This is a genomic window from Nocardia vinacea NBRC 16497 (genome assembly GCF_000308835.1).
Lineage (GTDB): Bacteria > Actinomycetota > Actinomycetes > Mycobacteriales > Mycobacteriaceae > Nocardia > Nocardia vinacea.
The window spans coordinates 1-20,308 of sequence record NZ_BAGN01000074.1; the positions used below are offsets into that span (position 1 = coordinate 1).

A 20,308-nucleotide genomic window follows, 5' to 3' on the forward strand; every position below is an offset into this window, starting at 1 on the left:
GATCCTGGATCTGCACTCCGCAACCTGACGCGGCGCCGCTGTTGATAGGTCGCCGACGTACTGATGCGGTGGGTGCGAGCAGCACTCGTACCCACCGCATGAGGCGAAACTCAGTCGCGGCCTTCGATTTTCAGGTCGCCGAAGGTCACTCCGCGGGTCATCGGACGCGCGAGCATGTCGTGCGGGAAGCCCAGTTCGATCGCGCTGGCCTGCTGCAGCCGTTCCAGCTGTGCGGTGTCGAATTCGACCTCGAGCGCTCCGAGGTTGTCCTCCAACTGTGCGGCCGTGCGTGCGCCGATGATCGGTGCCGTGACGCCCGGATTCTGCAGTGTCCAGGCGAGCGCTACCTGCGACGGCGTCTTACCCAGTTGTGCCGCAACATCTTTCACCACATCGGCGATCCCCAGGCCGCGTTCGGTGAGCGACCCGTTGGCGGCCGCCACGTTCTTGCGGGTGCCCTCGGGTGAGCCGGCCGCGTCGTGCGCCAAATCGGCGCGGCTGTACTTGCCGGTGAGTACCCCGCTGGCCAGCGGCGACCACGGCACCACACCGAGGCCGAGTTCTTGCGCCATCGGAATGAGATCGCGTTCAACGGTGCGCTCGATCAGGCTGTACTCGATCTGCAGCGCGATCAGCGGGGACCAGCCGCGCAGGTCGGCAATGGTCTGCATGCGTGCGACCTGCCAGGCCGGTGCGTCGGAGATGCCGACATAGAGCACCTTCCCGGCGCGGACCAGATCGTCCATGGCGCGCAGGATCTCCTCGACCGGGGTCAGGAAGTCCCAGGCGTGCAGGTACAGCAGGTCGATGTAGTCGGTGTTCAGCCGACGCAGGCTGGCCTCCACCGAACCGACCATGCTCTTGCGGTGATTGCCGCCGGAGTTGGGATCGGTCGGCCGTCGCAGCATCGTGTATTTCGTTGCCAGCACCAGACTTTCGCGATTGGCGGCGCTGAACTCGCCGAGCAGTTGCTCGGAGGTGCCGTTGGTGTACTGGCTCGCGGTATCGATGAAGTTGCCACCGCGCTCGACATAGGTGTCGAAGATCTTGCGGGCCTCGTCCTTATCGGCGCCCCAGCCCCAATCGGCGCCGAACGTCATGGTCCCGAGGGACAGTGGAGACACCCGAAGACCCGAGCGGCCGAGCAACCGGTAGGTATCGAGGGTGCGGGCTCCGGACATGTCGTGCTCCTGTCGTTCGTACTTCGTTTCCGGTGTCATCGAGTCTGGAACGGCGCGAGTGCGTCGGTAAGGGAAGGTTTTTCCTGGGAAAGCCAGTCCTAGTCAGCCGTAAGATCGAGGGCGATGACGAGCACGGTGAATGCGACACAGCGGAGCGAGCTCAGGCCCGGAGGCGGTAGCTTGCGTGACCACGAAGCGCCAGGGAGCTCCGCGAATTGGACACAAGCACTCGCGGCCTTTCTGCGCGCTCGGCGCGAGCGATTGAATCCCGGCGAGTTGGGGCTGCCCCCGCGCAAACAGGCTCGGCGCACCCCTGGTCTGCGACGTGAGGAAGTCGCCGAGCTGGCGGGTGTGAGCACCGACTACATCGTGCGGCTGGAACAGGGGCGCGGCCTGCGCCCATCCGCAGACGTCCTGGAGGCGCTCGCACGCGCGCTGCGCCTCGATACCGACGAGCGCGCCTACCTATTCGATCTGGCCCAGCAGCGCCAGCCGAATGCCGGGAAGCCGAGCACCGTCCCCGCGCCCGCGCTGGAGCTGCTGGTGCACGATCTGTCGCCATTGCCCGCGATGCTGGTCAATCACCGCTACGACATCCTGGCGTGGAATCCGGAAATGGCGCGGTTGGTCGTCGACTTCGGCGCGCTGCCGCCGCGGCAGCGCAACTCCATGTGGCTGTGCCTATTGGATCCCGCTATGCGGGATTTCTACTGCGAACGGGATCGGATCATTCGCGAGGGCATCGCCGATCTGCGCGCCGCGTGGGCGGCCCATCCGGACGACCAGGAACTGGCCGATCTGGTCGCCGAGTTCACCGCACGCAGCGAGGAGTTCGCGCAGGGGTGGGCCAGGCACGACGTCCGGGTGCAGGGGCGCGGGAGGAAGCCGCTGCGGCACCCGGAGGTCGGGCCGCTGGTGGTCAATTTCGAAGTACTCATGCCGCTACAGGATCCGGACCAGCGCATCATCATCTATCGCGCGGCCGATGCGGACTCCCAGGCCGCGCTGGATCGTTTGAACGCCGACCTGGATTGAGCACTCAGAGATCCGCACCCGCTCGGTGCGGGTGCGGATCGCAGGGATCTATTCGACCGAGCTGAGAACCAGTTCGATGTCCTCCTCGGACTCCTCGTACCGGCCCTCCCACTCCTCGTAGACCGGAATTTCCTCGTCCCGGGTGACGATCCACTCCAGCGAGTAGCCGCCTTCCTCATCGGGGACCATGACGTTCTCGATCTTCAGTCCGATGCCTAGAACCTCGGCTGCGCGGATGATGTCCGGCAGATCTTCGGAGCGAACCGGCGTCTGATTGGCGTACACGGTAACCATGCGCCGAATCGTAGCGGGAACCTCCGACATGTGGCTGCCCGATCGGAATTCGGCTTCGAGGAGTGGGATGCGGCGATGACCTGGGGATGTGGCCCGGGACGCCACTTTTCTGCCGATTTGCCCAGGGCAGTCTCGATGACACGGCACCTGCCGAGACGGTTCCGCTCGACGCCCAGGGGGCAGCATCACCGCCAGAGCGAAAGATTGCTGAAGAATTGCTGAAGAAATATCTGAATTCAGGCTGCCGGACCGAAAAAGTGATCCTGGCAATAGTCGATCGGTGACGACAAAAGCCGCCGTGGTCATCGAGGCCACGGCGGCTGCGTCAACGTATGGGTGGTACCGCGGGCGGTACCGGTGTGATCAGAGCTTGTTCAGCGCCAGCGCGAGGGCCGACTTCTTGTTCGCGGCCTGGTTGGCGTGGATGACGCCCTTCGAGGCGGCCTTGTCCAGCTTGCGGCTGGCGCTGACGACCAGATCGGTGGCCTTCGCCTTGTCGCCGGCCGCGAAGGCCTCGCGGACCTTGCGGATCTCGGTGCGCAGCTCGGACTTGACCGACTGGTTGCGCTGACGCGCCGCCTCGTTGGTGCGGATCCGCTTCATCTGGGACTTGATGTTGGCCACGCCTGTTTCCTCGTGTTCCTGTCGCTGGTGGACTGTGCTGAAAAGTTCGCGAGCGCGCGTTGGGAACCGGAGTAATCAGGTAACGCGACGCCGAAGATCGAGGGTACCAGCAGCCGGGTCGCACACGAAATCACCACCACTCCGGCACGCGAAATCGCCACCGCGCGAACGGCTCGACCGGCAACGCTACCGACCGTAGTAAGGGGGCGTAAACCTGGAGTGATGCAAGAAATTTACCTGTGTCTCACACGGCATCAACGCTGCGTGTAGCACGATTTTTGCATGACTCCCGCCTCGCCGCCACGTTCGGCACGATCACCTGCGCCGACCCGTGTCCGGTCGAACGGACATGCGAACGGCAACGGCAGAGCAACCACATCCGGACTATTCGAGGGCTATCGGCCCGGCCGGTACGCGGACGCCTTCGACGAGATGTTCGACGGCCAGGGCCGCGTGCGTCAGCCATATAGGGGAATCTTCTCGGCGCTCGCGCCCATCGACGTGGCCGATCTCGCGGCCCGCTCGGACGCACTCGACCGCGCCTTCATCGATCAGGGCATCACCTTCTCGCTCTCCGGCCAGGAACGGCCCTTCCCGCTCGATCTGGTGCCCCGGGTGATCGCCGCCGCCGAATGGGCCAAGCTGGAGCGCGGGATCAAGCAGCGGGTGACGGCGCTGGAGCTGTTCCTCGCCGATGTCTACGGTGAGCAGAACATCCTGCGTGACGAGGTCATCCCGAAGCGGCTGGTCACCTCGTGCCAGCACTTCCACCGCGAGGCCGCCGGACTGGTGCCGCCGAACGGGGTGCGCATCCATGTGGCGGGTATCGATCTCATCCGCGACGAGCGCGGCGACTTCCGGGTGCTCGAGGACAATCTGCGCTCACCGTCCGGGGTTTCCTATGTCATGGAGAACCGACGCACCATGGCGCGGGTCTTCCCGGATCTGTTCTCCTCGCACCGGGTGCGCGCGGTCGGCGACTATCCGACCCACCTGCTGGCCGCATTGCGCGCCTCGGCCGCGCCCAATGAGGCCGACCCGACGGTCGTCGTGCTCACGCCCGGCGTCTACAACTCGGCCTATTTCGAACATTCGCTGCTGGCCAGGCAGATGGGGGTGGAACTGGTCGAGGGGCGGGACCTGTTCTGCCGCGACAATGTCGTCTATATGCGGACCACGGCGGGGGAGCGCCAGGTCGACGTGATCTACCGCCGTATCGATGACACCTTCCTCGACCCCATGCACTTCCGGCCCGATTCGGTGCTCGGCGTCGCCGGACTGGTGAATGCCGCGCGGGCGGGCAATGTGGTCATCTCCAGCGCGATCGGCAACGGCGTCGGCGACGACAAGCTGACCTACGCGTATGTACCGACGATCATCGAGTACTACCTCGCCGAGAAACCGGTGCTGCCCAATGTCGATACCTATCGCTGCTGGCTCGACGACGAACGCGAGGAGGTGCTCGACCGCATCGCCGAACTGGTGGTCAAACCGGTCGAGGGGTCCGGCGGCTACGGCATCGTCATCGGTCCGGTGGCCACGCAACGGGAATTGGAGACGATCCGGCGCAAGATCAAGTCGGATCCGCGGGGCTGGATCGCCCAGCCGGTGGTGCAACTGTCCACCGTGCCGACCAAGATCGGCAACGAGCTGGTGCCGCGTCATGTCGACCTGCGGCCCTTCGCGGTCAATGATGGCGACGACATCTGGGTGCTGCCGGGCGGTTTGACGCGGGTGGCACTGCCGGAGGGGTCGCTGGTCGTCAATTCCAGTCAGGGCGGCGGCAGTAAGGACACCTGGGTGCTGGCCGGACGCGCCTCACCCGCCGACCGTGAACTCGCGGGCGAGGAGTTGGTGAGCGACCCGCCGCAATCCGATCAGCGTGAACTCGGCCGGGAATTGACTGCGACGCAGTCGAATCAGCAACAGCAGCAGCAACAACAGGAACAACGGCTGGGATCGATGCGACAGAGTCAACAGCAGCGACGCGGTCCCGGGGCCGACCGACAACAGCTCGGTGTGCCTGGACAAATCCAGCAGCAGTCCGTGTCGGGACAACACCAACGACTAGGCGGGTGATGCGCTGATGCTGGCCCGCAACGCCGAATCCCTGTACTGGATCGGACGATACGTCGAACGCGCCGACGACACCGCCCGCATCCTCGACGTCGCGGTGCATCAGCTGCTCGAGGACGCCACGGTGGATCCGGACCGAACCTCGCGAGTTCTGTTGCGAGTGTTGGGAATCGAACCGCCCGAGGTCGAACTCGATGTCTGGTCGGTCACCGACCTGGTCGCCTTCAGCCACGACCACGGCAATTCCATTGTCGACTCGATCGCCAATGCCCGCGAAAACGCCAGGGGCGCACGCGAAGTCACCTCCAGCGAGATGTGGGAGTGCCTGAACGCCACCTATATCGGGCTCACGGCCACCGAGAAGGCCGCCCGCAGTCTCGGCCCGCACGAGTTCTTCCACTACATCAAGGGGCGGGCGGCGATGTTCGCCGGACTCTCCGATTCCACACTCAGCCGCGACGACGGCTATCGCTTCCTGCTACTCGGTCGTTCCATAGAACGCGTGGATATGACTGTGCGCCTGCTACTTTCGCGCGCAGGCGACCGTACCTCGTCACCGGCCTGGGTGACGGTCCTGCGCTCGGCCGGTGCGCACGACACCTATCTGCGCACCCATCGCGGCGCGCTCGACGCCAATCTGGTCGCCGAATTCATCCTGCTGGACCGGCTTTTCCCGCGTTCGGTTTTTCATTCGGTGCGGGTGGCCGAGGCCTGCCTCGCCGAACTCGATCAGCGCCCGAGCAGCCGGGTCGGCGCGCGACACGAGGCGCAGCGGCTGCTCGGCAGGGCCCGCAGCGAACTGGAATTCCTGCCGCCCGGTGCGCTGCTGGAGGATCTGCAGAATCGCCTGCTTTCGCTGCAGAAGACCTGTCGCGAGGTCAGCGAGGCGATCGCGCTGCAGTACTTCCACGCCGCGCCGTGGGTGGCCTGGACCGATCTGCGCAGCAGTCACGATAACCATGCGCAGGTGGAGGGAGAGCTGTGAGCTGGCGGATCAGGGTGGTGCACACCACCGGTTATGTTTACGACTCCCCGGTCACCCGGTCGTTCAACGAGGCTCGGCTCACTCCGCGCGCGGACAGCAGGCAGAACGTCATCCTGAATCGGGTCGAGACGGTGCCATCCACCCGGTCCTATCGCTACACCGACTACTGGGGCACCGCGGTCACCTCCTTCGATCTGCACGCGCCGCACACCGAATTGGAGGTCACCGGATCATCGGTGGTGGAGACCGAACCGTTCGCCGGTCCGGCCGAGGAGTTGTCCTGGGAGGAGCTGCACTCCGAACACAACGGTGACCGTTTCGACGAAATGCTCTCGCCCACCGCCTATGTACCGCGAGACAAGAAGCTGGCGGCCATCGCGAAACAACTCGCGCGCGGTGTGCCGCCCGCGAAAGCTGTTGTGCGCGCGGCCGAATGGGTGTACGGCGAAATGAATTACATCGCGGGTACCACCTCGGTGCACACCTCGGCCGTGCAGGCCTTCGCCGAACGTCAAGGCGTATGCCAGGATTACGCGCATCTGACTCTGGTCCTACTGCGCAGTATGGGGATTCCGAGCCGCTATGTCTCCGGATATCTGCACCCGAATCCGGCCGCCGAGATCAATACGACGGTCGCGGGACAGTCGCACGCCTGGATCGAGGCTTGGACCGGTGCCTGGTGGGGATACGACCCGACCAACAATATCGCCATCAACGAACAGCACATATCCGTCGGCGTCGGCCGTGACTACGCGGATGTGCCGCCGCTGAAGGGTATTTTCTCCGGTGGCGGTTCGACCGATCTGGAGGTTGTCGTGGAGATAACCCGGCTCGCCTAGCTCTGTCCAGCCGTAGCGATCGCTTACGGGTCGCTCGAAAGGGTCAGCGTTGTAGTGCTCCCCTGTCTCGCGTAACGTCCAGTTTCACATCAGCCGTGATTTTCGTAGCAGGTCCAAGACCCCGTGCACACGGGGAAGATCCTCTCGGAAGGTGGCGTGTATGTCTCCCACTGCTCAGGAAGTCGTCGAGGAAGTCACTGAACTGGAGCCGACGCCGGAGGCCAAGAAGTGGGCCGCCGAGGCGCTCGGCACATTTGTTCTGGTCATGAGCGGTGTCGGTACCGCGGTACTGGCCGGTCAACGCGTCGGGCCGCTGGGGGTGGCGTTGGCCTTCGGCCTTTCCCTGCTGTTCCTGGTCTACGCGATCGGGCCGATCTCCGGCTGTCATGTGAATCCGGCCGTGACCCTCGGGCAGTTGCTGCTCGGCAGGCTTTCGGTGATCTCCGCGGTCGGCTATGTGATCGCGCAGTTGATCGGCGGATTCCTGGCCGGACTCGTGCTGTTCGCGATCGCGAAGAACCTGCCCTCCTACGATCGCGCGGTCGACGGGCTCGGGGCGAACGGCTGGGGTAAGCACAGTCCGTCCGCGGTGCGCGGTCCGCTCGGACAGGTGGTGATCGAGAACGGATACGGCCTGTCCGCGACGATCATCATCGAGGTCATGTTGACCGCGCTGCTGGTATTCGTGGTGCTGGCCTCCACCGACCAGATCTCCGATATTCCACTGGCCGGCCTGTCGATCGGCGTCACGCTCGCGGTCATCCACCTGATTTCGATCCCGGTGGACAACACCTCGGTGAATCCGGCCCGCAGCCTCGCCGTCGCCTTCTATCAGAACGGTGCGGGACCGCAGGTCTGGGTCTTCGTGGTGTTCCCGCTCATCGGTGGCGTACTCGGCGCACTGATCTACGGCTTGCTGTTCGGCCGCTCCCGGGAAATGGTGTCCTGACCGCCGGTTGGTATTGTCCGGCCGTCGGGGTCCGATTCCCGGTCAATGCCAGCGGTATTCGGCGCACAGGCGGTGGGCCACGAGGTCGAAGGTCTTGCGGGCCAGGATCGCGCCTTCGCGGCGAATGCCGTCCTCCGGGACGTCGAGAACTCGATCGAGGCGGACCCAGCTCGGCCTGCCCTCGTGATCCCAACTGCCACTGCCGATTCCGACCCAGTCACGGTCGTGCGCGCGCTCCGGATTCGATGACAGCATCAGCCCGAGCAGGGTCCGGCGGTCGCGCCCGACGACGAGCACCGGGCGGTCCTTGCCGTTATTCGGATCCTCCTCATAGGGCACCCAGGTCCACACGATTTCGCCCGGATCGGCCCGACCGTCCAGCTGTGGGCAGTAGACGATCTGCCTGGCCCGCTCGGCGGTCGGTACCGGGGTCGAGGCGGTCGGCCGGATCGCGACCGCGGGCGCCTTACGTGTCGCCAGCGACCCGACTGCGCGCTCGAGCAGCGATGAGCGCTGTAGCTTGTCCACCAGCTTCGGTCCCTGTTGCTTGACGATCTTGGGACCCTGCTCCTTCGCGATGAGGCCTAGCTGCTTGCCGATCGTGTTCCAAGTTCGGGCCATCCTTGGATGGTAACGGCGCGATCTCGCGTTCTCATCAGCACTGCCTACCGCCCGGTAGGGCGAGTTCGCGCATCATGCGCCGGTCCGCTGCTTCGTCCGTGTCGAAAACGGTTGCAGCACCGGATATCTGCTGGCGGAGACGGTATCGAGGTCGCGATCGGCGCCGATCCGCGCGACCGAGTCCAACATGCGCCGCACCCGTTCCTGGAACTCGGCCGCGTCGCGCGCGCCGTACCAGACCAGCGGGTCGGTGAGCGCCGCGGCCGGAAACTGTTCCTCGACAATGGCATCGATGGCGGGCGCGTCCGGGGTGATCGCCCGGACCACCACGTTCTGCGTATAGCCGAACGTCGACTGTGTCTCGATAGCCACGGCGGTGTGCCGGCCCTGCCAGTCGCTCAGCCATTCCGCCTGCGTGAGTTCGGCGGGCCGGCGTAGGAAGGCAAGATTGCCGAACCCCTCGGTGCGGGTTGGAACCGAATCGTCGAGTCGCAGCGGCACCGACTCGGTCACCAGATAGCCGTGTGCCACGGTCGCGAATTCGGCGAGGATATCCGCCGCGGCCGTGGCCTCGGGACCGTAGCTCTGCTCGACCCAGATCGTGACCGCCGCGGCGATCGGCGGGTCCAGCGTCACCATTCGCATCAGCGCGGCCTGGACCGCCGCATCGCGGACATAGACGGTGACACCCGCGACCCCGAGGTCGACCAGGCGCGCGGCCACAGTGGTGCGCAGCGATTCGCACCACGACTCGGTCGCCTCGGCATCGGATCGGCGCAGGACGAAGACCAATTTCTCCACCCGCCGAAAATACGGCGAATTCTCCGTTAGAGTCGGGAAATTCGTCGCGGGAGAAGGATTCAGCTGTGCAGCCGCAGGTTTTTCCGGGAACCTACACCGACGGGCACGGTACCGAGCGCATCATGTGGCGGATCGGGCCATCGCGGCACTGGGGTGCGAATCGGTTCGATATCCGCACGGTGATCCGTGGCGTTCCGGTGGCGGGTCCGGACTTCGACGCGCTCGGCCCCTATGACAAGGGCGCCGCACTTCGGGTCGGACTGCCCGTCGACCAGTGGGATGCCATCTCGGGCTGCGCATTCTCCGGCGAACTGCCCTGCTCGGTGCAGGTGCACGACCAGCGCCAACCCGGTGTGATGCACTTTCGGCTGACCCTGCCGCCCGGCGGGGTGGGGGAGTCGCTCGAACTCGCCATCGACATCGACGGGCTGACCTACCAGGGCACCGACAGATACTTCGAGGACGCGCTGTTCCGGCTCGGACAACAGTTCCCGGACGACATCCGCCTGCTCTCCTGCATAACGTGTCTGTTCTCCGACTACTCGCCATACGGCCACGGCCTCACCGGCATGTGGTGTCATCGCGATGCCAAGGACCAGTACCTCGCGGTCCGCACCAAGGACGACTATTTCGAGGTGCCGGTGACCGAGCAGGTACCCGAGACCTACCTGTGCGCCGACTACACGCACCGCGTCCCCGGCACCGGCTACCGCGGCTGAAAAGTGGTACGGAACGCCGAACGGTGAACCGCTGACAGTGCCGCTACCTCGCGCATGGGACGATGGACGGCAGTTTGCCGATACCCATGAGGAGTGGAGTGCCCGCCAGCTTCGCCGACACGACGTTCACCGATCCCGCCCGGATCCGGAACTTCTGCATCATCGCGCACATCGACCACGGCAAGTCGACGCTGGCCGACCGCATGTTGCAGCTCACCGGTGTGGTCGAGGAGCGGGCGATGCGCGCCCAGTACCTGGACCGGATGGACATCGAGCGCGAGCGCGGCATCACCATCAAGGCACAGAATGTGCGGCTGCCCTGGCAGGTCGACGGCACCGACTATGTGCTGCACCTGATCGATACGCCCGGCCACGTCGACTTCACCTACGAGGTCTCACGTGCGCTCGAGGCGTGTGAGGGTGCCGTGCTGCTGGTCGACGCGGCGCAGGGCATCGAGGCGCAGACGCTGGCGAATCTGTACTTGGCGCTGGACAAGGATCTGACGATCATCCCGGTGCTGAACAAGATCGACCTGCCCGCCGCCGATCCGGACCGCTACGCCGCCGAGATCGCGCATATCGTCGGCTGCGAACCCAATGACGTGCTGCGGGTCTCCGGTAAGACCGGTGTCGGGGTCACGGAACTGCTGAACGAGGTCATCAAGCAGGTGCCCGCGCCGGTCGGCGATCCGGACGCACCCGCGCGCGCCATGATCTTCGACTCGGTCTACGACACCTATCGCGGTGTGGTCACCTACGTCCGCGTGGTGGACGGCAAGATCGTTCCGCGCGAGAAGATCAAGATGATGTCCACCGGTGCGACACACGAGTTACTCGAGGTCGGCATCGTCTCCCCGGAGCCCAAGCCCACCCAGGGCCTCGGCGTCGGCGAGGTCGGTTATCTCATCACCGGCGTGAAGGATGTGCGCCAGTCGAAGGTCGGCGATACCGTGACCTCGGCGCGCGGCGGTGCGAGCGAACCGCTCACCGGCTATCGCGAGCCGCGGCCGATGGTGTACTCCGGTCTCTATCCGGTCGACGGCTCGGACTATCCGGACTTGCGCGACGCGCTCGACAAGCTCCAGCTCAACGACGCCGCGCTGACTTATGAGCCGGAGACCTCGGTGGCGCTCGGCTTCGGATTCCGCTGCGGCTTCCTCGGCCTGCTGCATATGGAGATCACCCGCGAGCGCCTGCAGCGCGAATTCGATCTGGACCTGATCTCGACCGCGCCGAATGTGGTCTACAAGGTGGAGATGGAGGACGGGGCCGAGCACGTCGTCACCAATCCGTCGTACTGGCCCGAGGGCAAGGTCCGGCATGTGTACGAGCCGGTGGTCAAGTGCACGATCATTTCGCCGAGTGAATTCATCGGCTCGATCATGGAACTGTGCCAGGCCCGGCGCGGTGAACTCGGCGGCATGGACTATCTGTCCGAGACCCGGGTCGAACTGCGCTACACCATGCCGATGGCCGAGATCATCTTCGACTTCTTCGATTCGCTGAAGTCGCGCACCCGCGGTTACGCCAGCCTCGACTACGAGGAGTCGGGTGTGCAGGAATCGGCGCTGGTCAAGGTGGATATTCTGCTGCAGGGCGAGGCGGTGGACGCGTTCAGCGCGATCGTGCACCGCGACGCCGCCCAGGCCTATGGCCACAAGATGACCACCAAACTGCGCGAGCTCATTCCGCGCCAGCAGTTCGAGGTGCCCATCCAGGCCGCCATCGGCTCGAAAATCATTGCCCGCGAGAACATTCGCGCCATCCGCAAGGACGTGCTCGCCAAGTGCTACGGCGGTGACATCAGCCGTAAGCGCAAACTGCTCGAGAAGCAGAAGGAGGGCAAGAAGCGCATGAAGACCATCGGCCGCGTGGACGTCCCCCAGGAAGCCTTCGTAGCCGCCCTCTCCTCCGACGCCGCCTCCGATAAGCCGAAGGGCCAGAAATAGGAGTCAGGCACTCGGCGTCGATCTGGGAGATAATGCCTCATAGGTGACGACTATGAGGCAGGATTCGTTGTCGGGTCGGCAGAAACCGGGGAGGTGGGCGGTGACAGCAGTGCATGAGGATCCAATCCTCACGTCCGAGTTCGAGGCGATCGCCCGTGCGGTCGAACGCGAGACCGAGGGTGTGCGTGTCGAACTGATCGGCGGACGACTGGGGGTCAAACCTGTGCCCGATGCTGAGCACAACCGGATTTTGCACTGGCTGCTTCTCGCCCTTATGCCGCTGAGTCCGCGCTTGTTTCTGCATATTGCGGGGCAGGGCTTGGAGGTAGGTGCCTACCGCAAAGGGCGAGCACGCCCAGACGCCGTATTGGCACCAATCGACGCTTTCTTGGGACAAGGAGAGTGGGGGTCCGCTCACGCCGCGCTGATGGCCGTTGAGGTCACGTCGTGGGACTCGGATACCAACCAACGCGACCGTGTGGACAAGCCAGCGGCCTTCGCCGAGACCGGTATTCCGATCTATCTGCTCATCGACCGGGATTCAGCCGAGGTCGTGGTGTACAGCAAGCCGGACAACGGCCAATACCTGGACGTGCATCGGTATGCGATCGGCCTCGAGGTGACGTTGCCGGAACCGGTGGGTGTCACACTCGATACCGCGCCGCTGAGGGACTGGATTCACTGAGTTCAGGAAGTTCGTGCGGCGATTCGCACGCGCAGGCGGACGCCGCCGAACGGGCTCTGATCGAGTTCTGCTGTGCCGGAGTGCAGTTCGGCTTGTTGGCGGACGAGAGCGAGGCCCAAGCCGGACCCGGGGGAGCCGGGGCCTTTGACGAAGCGGTCGAAGGCGGTGGCGCGCAGGGTTTCCGGGATGCCGGTGCCGTCGTCGTCGATGATGATCTCGAATCCGGCGGTCGCGTCGGTTGCGGTGTGGTGGAAGGTGTTTGGAATGGCCGGGCGCACGTTGGCGTGCTGATCCGAAGTTTTCGGATCGGCTGGGTTCGCGTCAACGGAGCTCATTCCGGCAGTCCTCGAATCGGCAGGGCCTGAGCCAGCCATGCTCGGATCGGCAGAGTTCGTGCGGTTACGGCTTGTACCGGCCGTGCTCGGATTGCCAGGGCTTGGATCGGTCACGGTCGCATCGGCGGGCTTCGCGTCAGCAGGGCTCATCCGGGCGTTGCTCGGATCGGCAGGGCTTGAGCCAGCCACGCTTGGATCGGCAGAGTTCGTGCGGTTACGGCTTGTACCGGCCGTGCTCGGATTGCCAGGCTTCGGGCCAGCCACGTTCAGATCGGTTGGGTTCGCATCAGCGCTGCGCGGATCGCAGTATCGGGCGGCGACTGTGATGGTGCGCGCGTGACCGTGCTGTACGGCATTGGCGACTGCGTTGGTGACGATCAGCATGACGCCGCCGGGTAGGCCGGTCAGCGTTGTCGGGGTGCATTCGGTGAGATCGATGCTGACCTCGGGGTGTCGGCGGCGTGCGTCTTGTACTGCGCGGTCGAGGATTTCACAGAGTTCGAAGGGTTCGAAGGCATCGGATTCGGTGAGCTCGCCGACGGCGAGTTGCTCCAGATCGGTCAGGGTGTTCTCGATCTGGCGCTCGGCGAGCAGGACATCGGCGAGTACCGCGCGCTGCTGTTCAGCGGGTAATTCTTTGGTGGCCAGGACTTCCAGATCGGTGCGCATCGCGGTGAGTGGTGTGCGGAGCTCATGTGCGCAGACCGCGGCGAAGTCCCTGGCACTGGTGAGTGCGCGATTGGTGGCCCCGTGCGCCGCCTCGAGTCGGGCGAGCATGCGGCTGATGGCATCGGAAAGTTCTTCCGCTTCACGGGCTCCACGACCACTCAGCGGAGGGAGCTGCTCGAGGGTATCGATGCCGTGCGTCGCGGTGGCGAGTCTGCGCAGTGGCCGCGCGGCGTAACCGGCCAGGAACCAGCCGAGCAGCGCGGCGAGCAGCACACCCGCGATACCGATCGCGATGCCGATCAGCTGGCTGCGGTGGATGGCCGAATCAACCAGTGCGCGATCGGGATCGAGCCGGACCACTAGACCGGGCGCACCGGCCACGGTGGTGCGGACATCACCGGGGCCGACGAGCACCGGCCCGGATACCGCCGGCCCCGGCAGTGGCGGCAGCGCAGGAAGTGGTGGCGGCGCTGGAAGTGGCGGAATCGCCACGTGTGGTGGCACATCGAACCGCTGCACGACCGCGACGCCCATCGTCGATACCGTCTCGTCGAACTGTCGAGATCCGGTGGCGTCGAGCAGGGCGGTATAGGCGATGCCGAGCGTGACCGCCACCAGCGCGGCGACAACGCCCGACACCAGCGCCACCCGGGCACGCAACGACAACGACATCTTCGGCGCTCTCACTCGGTTCCACATGGCGATGCCCCCTTGCTCATGACTGCGCCTCGGCGGCGCTCGATTCCGTCGTGGGCGTGGGTGCGCCGTGTCATTGGGTTCGATCGCTGAAGCTCATTCACGACTCCGCCTCGCTGACGTTGTGTGTCGGAGAGCGCTCTGCCACGGGGCACTCGCTGACGCTGACTCACGCTTCCTCCCGCAGTACGAAACCCACGCCGCGCACGGTATGGATCACCCGCGGCGCACCGTGCGCCTCCAACTTCCGCCGCAGGTAGGAGACGAACACATCCACCACATTGGTGTCTGTGCTGAAGTCGTAACCCCAGACCGCGGAAAGGATCTGCTCGCGGCTGAGCACGATGCCGATATTCTCGGCCAGCAGCGCGAGCACCTCGAATTCCCGTTTGGTCAGCTCCACCTGCTGTCCGCTCGCGTACACCCGATGTCCGGCCCGGTCGATCCGCACCTGTCCGACCTGGCGTTGGTCATCGCCGGAGGGCCGGATCAGCGCGGGCCGACGGCGCAGCAACGCATGCAGGCGGGCGACTAGTTCGCCGAGGTCGAAGGGTTTGGTCAGGTAATCGTCGGCGCCGCGTTCGAGGGCGGCGATGCGATCGCTGACCGCGGTGCGGGCGCTCAGCACGCAGATCGGAATGTCGTTGCCCATCGCGCGCAATGCCGTAACCACTCCCGCCCCATCGAGATTCGGCATATTCACATCGAGCACCATGGCGTCCGGTTCGGCGCTGCGGACCATCGATAGCGCCTCGGCGCCGTCCCCCGCGGTGACCACCTCGAAGTCCGAGAGTTCGAGCCCGCGCCGCAGCGACGCGAGAACTCGAACCTCGTCGTCCACGACCAAGATGCGTTGTCCGGTCATGGGGCCACCATAGAGCCGCCCATCGGTCAGCTGCCGCTGCTGCCGGTCGGCGCCGGACGTGCGGGTTGGACGTGCAAGACGCCGGGCCCGACAGGTCCGCCGGGCCGGGCAGGCGCCACGATGACCGGTCCGGACGGATCGATATCCGGGCAGCCCGGCAGCGCGAGGTCCGGCGGCAGCGGGGCGGCCGGACCGCCGAGCATCCGACCCGGCCGCTCGAGAATCACCACATGGGGTTCGCCGGGGGCCTGCACCACGCATGTCACCGTCACGTCCCCGTCGCCCGGCAGCGGCGGGTGGGCCGAGGCGACGCCTGCGACCACGGCGGCCGCGGTGGCGGCGAATGCGGTCCCCGTGGCGATGGTGACAATGCGGGCTCGGCCGCGTCCGAGGGTTGCGGTCATGATGCGATCTCCTTCGCGTCGATGCCGGGTTCACCCCGGCGAGACCGACGTTAGGGAGCCGAACTTCACCATCTCTTGAGCAATTATTAGAGATCTCTTGCGGCGCACCGAACTTCGGGCTGTACGGGTGGCCGCCGACAAGTTAGTCTCGTCGACACGTTTCGGGGCCGCCGCGTGGCGCGGGCTCGGAGCGCTCGAGCAGGTCCGATGGCAACACCGGCCCCAGTTCTGGATGCCCGCAGAAACAGGGCTTCCGTTCTGGTTTCTCCAATGGCAAGGTTATGTTGCTCGTCACAGTCGTATGCTCTGCGGACCTGCAGAATGTGACAGTTGGGTTTTCCGGAATATCGTTAGGTGATCTTCACTCGGTCTGCCCGGCGTGGTGAGGATGCTGGAAACCTGAGAGTGGAGCTTGCATGACGAGTGACCTGCCCTTCGACAGCGATGCCACCGACGCTGACGACCGTGCGGGCGACACCGCCTATCGCGTTGCCACCGGCGTCGCGCGGGTAGCTAGAGCGGGCGCGTACGTGACCGGCGGCGCGCTGGTCGCCACCAATGGCGGTACCGCACCCGTCCATCCCGGCGGGCAACGGCTCGACAGCTGGACTTCGGCCTACACCCGCGACCCCGATGCGGACGCGCCGAGCCCGGTGGTCACCTTCCCGGATCCGGACCCGAATTCGACACCGCCCGCACCACTGCATTCGTCGACGCCGACCCCGCGCGATGTGAGCGTCAACGCGCCGTTCACCATCCCGAATGTGCCCAATTCGGGTGTGTACATCGGGCCTGTGCCGCAGCAGCATTCACCGCAACCGTGGCAGAACACCGGGTACGGCAGCTATCAGCCCGGCCTCGCTCTCGGAACCGAGAGCGAGCGGTCCGGACTCGATCTGCACAGCGACACACCGCAGTCCGGCCTCGATCTCGGTACCGGACACGTGCCCGGCGGATTCGGTAACCTGCCCGGACTCGACTTCGGTCAGGGCGGCCACGGCTTCAACCTCCCCAACCCGAACGGCTTCCTCGCTCCGGGTTCGAATCCCTTTACCCTGCCCCGTGTTCCGACGTCGGGGACGGCCATCAGCGAGTCGGTGAGCAGCGATTCCGAAAGCGCCGACGACGGCGATGCGGTCGCGAGCAACGTTCCGTTCTACGGCGGCAACATGTTTCACAGCGGCGCGACCGGGGGCAGCGGTGAGCTGTTCCACGGCAACGACGCGTTCCATGGCAGCGACGCGTTCCACGGTGCCGACATGTACCACGGTGTCGGCAGCCCGGATGCTGTCGGCGTATTCATCAATGCCGAAGCCGCTTTCAGCCTGCACACCGAACTCCAAGTGGACTTCAGTGTCGGCCCGAACGGGATGTACCTCGCCACGCAGTCCAAGGTCGAGGTCGACGGTGCGCTGAAGGTCGAGGTCGGCGCGGGCCGGGTCGGCGACAATCTCGACAGGTTCTCCGATTGGCTCGGCCAAACCCCCGGCACCACCGGACGTTCCGGCCTCGACAATGCAGGTACGAACGGCACGGTCAACCCCGTCGGCACCCAGCCCGCGGGTGGATCCGTCCCGCAGTATTCGGCCGTGCAGCCCGTCGCGGTGCAGCCCGTGCAGCCGTTCACGGCGCCGCTGCCCGCTCCGGTCGCATCGGCCGTCGCACCCGCAGCCGTGGCTCCCGCGGTCGTCGCGCCCGCTGCGGTGGCAGCGCCGGTTGCGGCGACCCCGCTGCAGACCACGATTCAGCCCGATGTGGCGAGCACCCCGGTCGCCAACGTCCTTGTCGCCCCGGCGGGTCCGTCGCCGCTGACCGCGCCCGCCGCGACGGTGCCCGCGCTGTTCGAGCCGAGACCCGTTCCGGCGAAGCATCCGGTCGTTGTCGACGATTCGCCTTCGACCACCACGCCGTTGACGAACACCCCGACCACCGTCACCAAGACGGTGCCGGTCCCCGGCGACAACACCACCGGGCATCCGACCAAGACGCCCGATACGGGCAGCACCAAGCCCGGCCACACCACTGTTCCGGACACGGATGCCACCGGGACGACGAAGATCCCGACCGCGACCCACGCGCCGACCACACAGGTTCCCACCACGCACCAGCCGACCCACACCGCGACGCCGACGATTCCGGACGACGACGATGTGACGCTCCCGAGCACCGGTAACGGTGGCGGAGCCGGCACCGGTCACAACGGCGGGACCATCCCGAGCACCGTCAACGGCGGTAACTCGGTCCCGAATACACACACCACCCAGCCGGACATCGACGACCCGACCGTGGACGTCCCGACCGTCTCGGTACCGACGGTGACCCACTCCGCACCGACGGTCCCGCCGACCGCTGATATCGATATCCCGACCGCGAATTCCCCGGCACCGATCCCGACTCAGCAGCCGCACGTGCCCGCGCCGACGATGCCCGCGCCGGTCACCCCGATGAAGCCGCCTGCGCATCCGATCGCCGCCGAACTCGGCGATCCGGCCGATTTCGCGCACCCGGTATACGAGCCCGATCACACGGCACTGACCCTCATGGCCGCCGGGCTGTCCACCCCGTTGCTGCCCGATCCGGGTATGGACGATGGCCACCACCTCGTGGCGGGCCTGGATATCACCCTGATCTAGGAGCCGCACGGGGGTCGCGCGCATCCGTCGCGCCGGCGCATGTCATCGTCGAACGCGATATTCGTACGACAGTTAGGAGGAGCGGTTGTCTGCCGCAGCCGGGCTGGAGGCCGCCACGGTGAAACATCCGGCGGCGATGGCGCCAGTCATCGGAATCCTCGATCAACTGCAGGAGATGACCCGCTCCGCGGGCCGGCAAGACCTGGGTGGCCGACTGAGTATGGTCCGGGCCAGGGTCGGTGACACACGGCTGCGCCTCGTGGTCGTCGGCGCCGCGAAGAACGGTATGAGCACCCTGGTCAACGGTCTGATCGGGGCGCGGGTGAGCGCCACCGAGAGTGCGCTGAGTGTGCCGGTGATCGCGGAGTTCGGACCGGAGCCGACCGCCGTGCTGGTGAAATCGCTGGGGGCGGGCCGGATCGAACGCCAGCCCGTCGATCCGCTCGACCCCGGGCCCGCGCTGGCCGCCGACGGAGTGATCCGCGCCGAATTCACCGAGCCGAGCCCGCTACTCGCCGAGGGCCTCGTCCTGATGGACGCACCAGGCGGCAACGGCGACGACCACACCACCTGGTCGATGATCGCCGCCGCGGATGCCGTGCTCTATGTCGGTGACGCCGGATCCGAGTTCAGCGCGGAACAGATCGGCTACCTCGAGCGCATCCAGCAGCTCTGTCCGACGGTCATCTGCGCGCTGAACAAGATCGACCTGCACCCGCACTGGCAGCACACCCAGCAGCGCAATCGCGAGCTATTGGACGCGGCCGGTCTCGGTTTCGCGGTGGCGCCGGTTTCCGCGCTGCTGCACCTGCAGGCGGGCAATTATCAGCGCGATATCGAATCCGGTGTGCCCCAACTGGTCGACCACCTACGTGACTATGTGCTGGCAAGGGCCGACAGCCTGGTGCTGGAAGCCGCGGCCAATGACATCCGCCTGGTCGCCGATCACCTCGCGGTGACCCTGCGGACCGAGGCCGAGGCGCTGCGCGATCCGCGCCGCCAAGTGGAGATCACCGAACAACTCGTCGCAGCCCGCGACCAGGCCGACCAACTGCGGCAGCGCTCGGCCAACTGGCAGGTCACCCTCGGCGACGGCAGCACCGAGCTGATGGCCGATATCGAACACGACCTGCGGCACCGGCTGCGCAGTCTGGTGCGCGATGCCGAGGCCGAGATCGTCAATACCGATCCGGCCCGCCGCTGGCAGGATTTCGGCGCGGATCTGGATGCGCGCATCTGCGAGGCCGTCGAAGAGAATTTCGTGGTGGCGCACTACCGGGCGGTGGAACTGTCCGAACAGGTGGCCGCCAAATTCCCCGCCGATCACCGCACCCCGCCGCTACCTGACCTACGCCTGGAAAATCCCGGTGAAGTGCTCGACCAGGTCGCGCCGCTGGATCCGCTGATCAGCGGGAAAGCCGGTGTGCTCGGCCAATTCCTGACCGTCATGCGCGGGTCCTACGGTGGTCTGCTGATGGTCGGTGTGCTCACCAGTCTGCTGAAAATGCCACTGGTGAACTGGTATTCGGCCGCCGCCGCGCTACTGCTCGGCGCCAACGCCCTGTGGGACGACCGCAAGGCGCGCAAGCTGCGCCGTCAGGCCGAGGCCAAGGTTTCGGTGGCCAGACTCATGGACGACGTGATCTTCCAGGTCGGTAAGGAATCGCGAAATCGGTTGCGCGCCATGCAGCGCACGCTGCGCGATCACTTCACCGATATCGCCACCGATGTACTCCGCGCCGCCGACGAACGGTTGCGCGTCGCGGAGGTCGCCTATGGAAAATACGGCGATCACCGTGAGGAACGCATCGCCGATGTGGATGTGCAACTCGGCAGGTTGCGTGGGCTGCGCGCCGAGGCCGATGGGATGAGCGCGGCCGCGTAGGCAGGACGCAGTGCCGTCGCGTGGGCAGGGCGTGGTGCTGTCGTGTGGGCAGGGCGTAGCGCC

The 20,308-nt window shown here is 65.8% G+C and carries 18 protein-coding genes; 10 read left to right on the plus strand and 8 right to left on the minus strand.

What is annotated here, in order from left to right; translation table 11 throughout:
• Positions 1–110: 110 nt before the first annotated feature.
• On the minus strand, positions 111–1,181 hold the full coding sequence (locus ON44_RS08895) for an aldo/keto reductase (protein WP_040687903.1): 1,071 nt from the start codon (positions 1,179–1,181) through the stop codon (positions 111–113).
• A 180-nt stretch (positions 1,182–1,361) separates the two neighbouring features.
• Between ON44_RS08895 and ON44_RS08900 the strand changes: the two genes are divergently transcribed.
• Positions 1,362–2,216, plus strand: a complete 855-nt coding sequence (locus tag ON44_RS08900; RefSeq protein WP_040687905.1) for a helix-turn-helix domain-containing protein — start codon at positions 1,362–1,364, stop codon at positions 2,214–2,216.
• A 48-nt stretch (positions 2,217–2,264) separates the two neighbouring features.
• Here ON44_RS08900 and ON44_RS08905 read toward each other — a convergent pair whose 3' ends face one another.
• Together ON44_RS08905 and rpsT are read right to left on the minus strand one after the other, a co-directional pair.
• Positions 2,265–2,510: a hypothetical protein gene (locus ON44_RS08905; protein ID WP_040687907.1), complete on the minus strand. Its 246-nt coding sequence runs from the start codon at positions 2,508–2,510 to the stop codon at positions 2,265–2,267.
• A gap of 363 nt (positions 2,511–2,873) precedes the next feature.
• On the minus strand, positions 2,874–3,134 hold the full coding sequence (gene rpsT, locus ON44_RS08910) for a 30S ribosomal protein S20 (protein ID WP_040687883.1): 261 nt from the start codon (positions 3,132–3,134) through the stop codon (positions 2,874–2,876).
• 432 nt (positions 3,135–3,566) lie between these two features.
• Here rpsT and ON44_RS08915 point away from each other — a divergent pair, with 432 nt between their 5' ends.
• From ON44_RS08915 to ON44_RS08930, 4 genes are all read left to right on the plus strand, one after another.
• Entirely contained in the window at positions 3,567–5,213 is a 1,647-nt protein-coding gene (locus ON44_RS08915) for a circularly permuted type 2 ATP-grasp protein (protein ID WP_169338049.1), read from the plus strand.
• Between the two features lie 7 nt (positions 5,214–5,220).
• Positions 5,221–6,195, plus strand: coding sequence for an alpha-E domain-containing protein (locus tag ON44_RS08920; RefSeq protein ID WP_040687885.1), 975 nt, complete (start codon positions 5,221–5,223; stop codon positions 6,193–6,195).
• Positions 6,192–7,034, plus strand: coding sequence for a transglutaminase family protein (locus ON44_RS08925; RefSeq protein ID WP_083897740.1), 843 nt, complete (start codon positions 6,192–6,194; stop codon positions 7,032–7,034). Before ON44_RS08920 ends, ON44_RS08925 begins: the two co-directional genes overlap by 4 nt.
• Positions 7,035–7,194: 160 nt before the next feature.
• Entirely contained in the window at positions 7,195–7,983 is a 789-nt protein-coding gene (locus tag ON44_RS08930; protein WP_040687888.1) for an aquaporin, read from the plus strand.
• A 42-nt stretch (positions 7,984–8,025) separates the two neighbouring features.
• Here the strand turns inward: ON44_RS08930 and ON44_RS08935 are convergent, their stop codons facing one another.
• Positions 8,026–8,604: a type II toxin-antitoxin system PemK/MazF family toxin gene (locus ON44_RS08935; RefSeq protein WP_040687889.1), complete on the minus strand. Its 579-nt coding sequence runs from the start codon at positions 8,602–8,604 to the stop codon at positions 8,026–8,028.
• A 72-nt stretch (positions 8,605–8,676) separates the two neighbouring features.
• On the minus strand, positions 8,677–9,405 hold the full coding sequence (locus tag ON44_RS08940; RefSeq protein ID WP_040687892.1) for an EthD domain-containing protein: 729 nt from the start codon (positions 9,403–9,405) through the stop codon (positions 8,677–8,679).
• Between the two features lie 65 nt (positions 9,406–9,470).
• Between ON44_RS08940 and ON44_RS46600 the strand changes: the two genes are divergently transcribed.
• From ON44_RS46600 to ON44_RS08955, 3 genes are all read left to right on the plus strand, one after another.
• On the plus strand, positions 9,471–10,124 hold the full coding sequence (locus tag ON44_RS46600) for a DUF6304 family protein (protein WP_051181780.1): 654 nt from the start codon (positions 9,471–9,473) through the stop codon (positions 10,122–10,124).
• A gap of 62 nt (positions 10,125–10,186) precedes the next feature.
• A complete protein-coding gene (gene lepA / locus ON44_RS08950) occupies positions 10,187–12,073 on the plus strand; it encodes a translation elongation factor 4 (RefSeq protein WP_373283139.1) in 1,887 nt (628 codons plus the stop codon).
• Positions 12,074–12,140: 67 nt separating this feature from the next.
• The gene (locus ON44_RS08955) at positions 12,141–12,758 is read left to right on the plus strand and encodes a Uma2 family endonuclease (protein ID WP_245567071.1); all 618 of its coding nucleotides are present in this window, start codon (positions 12,141–12,143) and stop codon (positions 12,756–12,758) included.
• A gap of 2 nt (positions 12,759–12,760) precedes the next feature.
• On the opposite strand, the gene ON44_RS52380 is transcribed toward ON44_RS08955, so the two are convergent.
• The 3 genes from ON44_RS52380 to ON44_RS08970 form a co-directional block, all read right to left on the minus strand.
• Entirely contained in the window at positions 12,761–14,449 is a 1,689-nt protein-coding gene (locus ON44_RS52380) for an ATP-binding protein (protein ID WP_245567072.1), read from the minus strand.
• A 178-nt stretch (positions 14,450–14,627) separates the two neighbouring features.
• The gene (locus ON44_RS08965) at positions 14,628–15,323 is read right to left on the minus strand and encodes a response regulator transcription factor (protein WP_040687896.1); all 696 of its coding nucleotides are present in this window, start codon (positions 15,321–15,323) and stop codon (positions 14,628–14,630) included.
• A gap of 26 nt (positions 15,324–15,349) precedes the next feature.
• The gene (locus ON44_RS08970; protein ID WP_040687898.1) at positions 15,350–15,727 is read right to left on the minus strand and encodes a hypothetical protein; all 378 of its coding nucleotides are present in this window, start codon (positions 15,725–15,727) and stop codon (positions 15,350–15,352) included.
• Positions 15,728–16,143: 416 nt separating this feature from the next.
• Here ON44_RS08970 and ON44_RS08975 point away from each other — a divergent pair, with 416 nt between their 5' ends.
• The gene (locus ON44_RS08975; protein ID WP_040687900.1) at positions 16,144–18,360 is read left to right on the plus strand and encodes a hypothetical protein; all 2,217 of its coding nucleotides are present in this window, start codon (positions 16,144–16,146) and stop codon (positions 18,358–18,360) included.
• 85 nt (positions 18,361–18,445) lie between these two features.
• The gene (locus ON44_RS08980) at positions 18,446–20,245 is read left to right on the plus strand and encodes a P-loop NTPase family protein (protein ID WP_051181784.1); all 1,800 of its coding nucleotides are present in this window, start codon (positions 18,446–18,448) and stop codon (positions 20,243–20,245) included.
• The last annotated feature ends 63 nt before the right edge of the window (positions 20,246–20,308 follow it).

Coding starts and splice junctions, on each gene's coding strand:
- ON44_RS08895 (WP_040687903.1), bottom strand. CDS start 1,181: ATGTCCGGAGCCCGCACCCTCGATACCTACCGGTTGCTCGGCCGCTCG.
- ON44_RS08905 (WP_040687907.1), bottom strand. CDS start 2,510: ATGGTTACCGTGTACGCCAATCAGACGCCGGTTCGCTCCGAAGATCTG.
- ON44_RS08915 (WP_169338049.1), top strand. CDS start 3,567: ATGTTCGACGGCCAGGGCCGCGTGCGTCAGCCATATAGGGGAATCTTC.
- ON44_RS08920 (WP_040687885.1), top strand. CDS start 5,221: ATGCTGGCCCGCAACGCCGAATCCCTGTACTGGATCGGACGATACGTC.
- ON44_RS08930 (WP_040687888.1), top strand. CDS start 7,195: ATGTCTCCCACTGCTCAGGAAGTCGTCGAGGAAGTCACTGAACTGGAG.
- ON44_RS08935 (WP_040687889.1), bottom strand. CDS start 8,604: ATGGCCCGAACTTGGAACACGATCGGCAAGCAGCTAGGCCTCATCGCG.
- lepA (WP_373283139.1), top strand. CDS start 10,187: ATGGACGGCAGTTTGCCGATACCCATGAGGAGTGGAGTGCCCGCCAGC.
- ON44_RS08965 (WP_040687896.1), bottom strand. CDS start 15,323: ATGACCGGACAACGCATCTTGGTCGTGGACGACGAGGTTCGAGTTCTC.
- ON44_RS08970 (WP_040687898.1), bottom strand. CDS start 15,727: ATGACCGCAACCCTCGGACGCGGCCGAGCCCGCATTGTCACCATCGCC.
- ON44_RS08975 (WP_040687900.1), top strand. CDS start 16,144: ATGACGAGTGACCTGCCCTTCGACAGCGATGCCACCGACGCTGACGAC.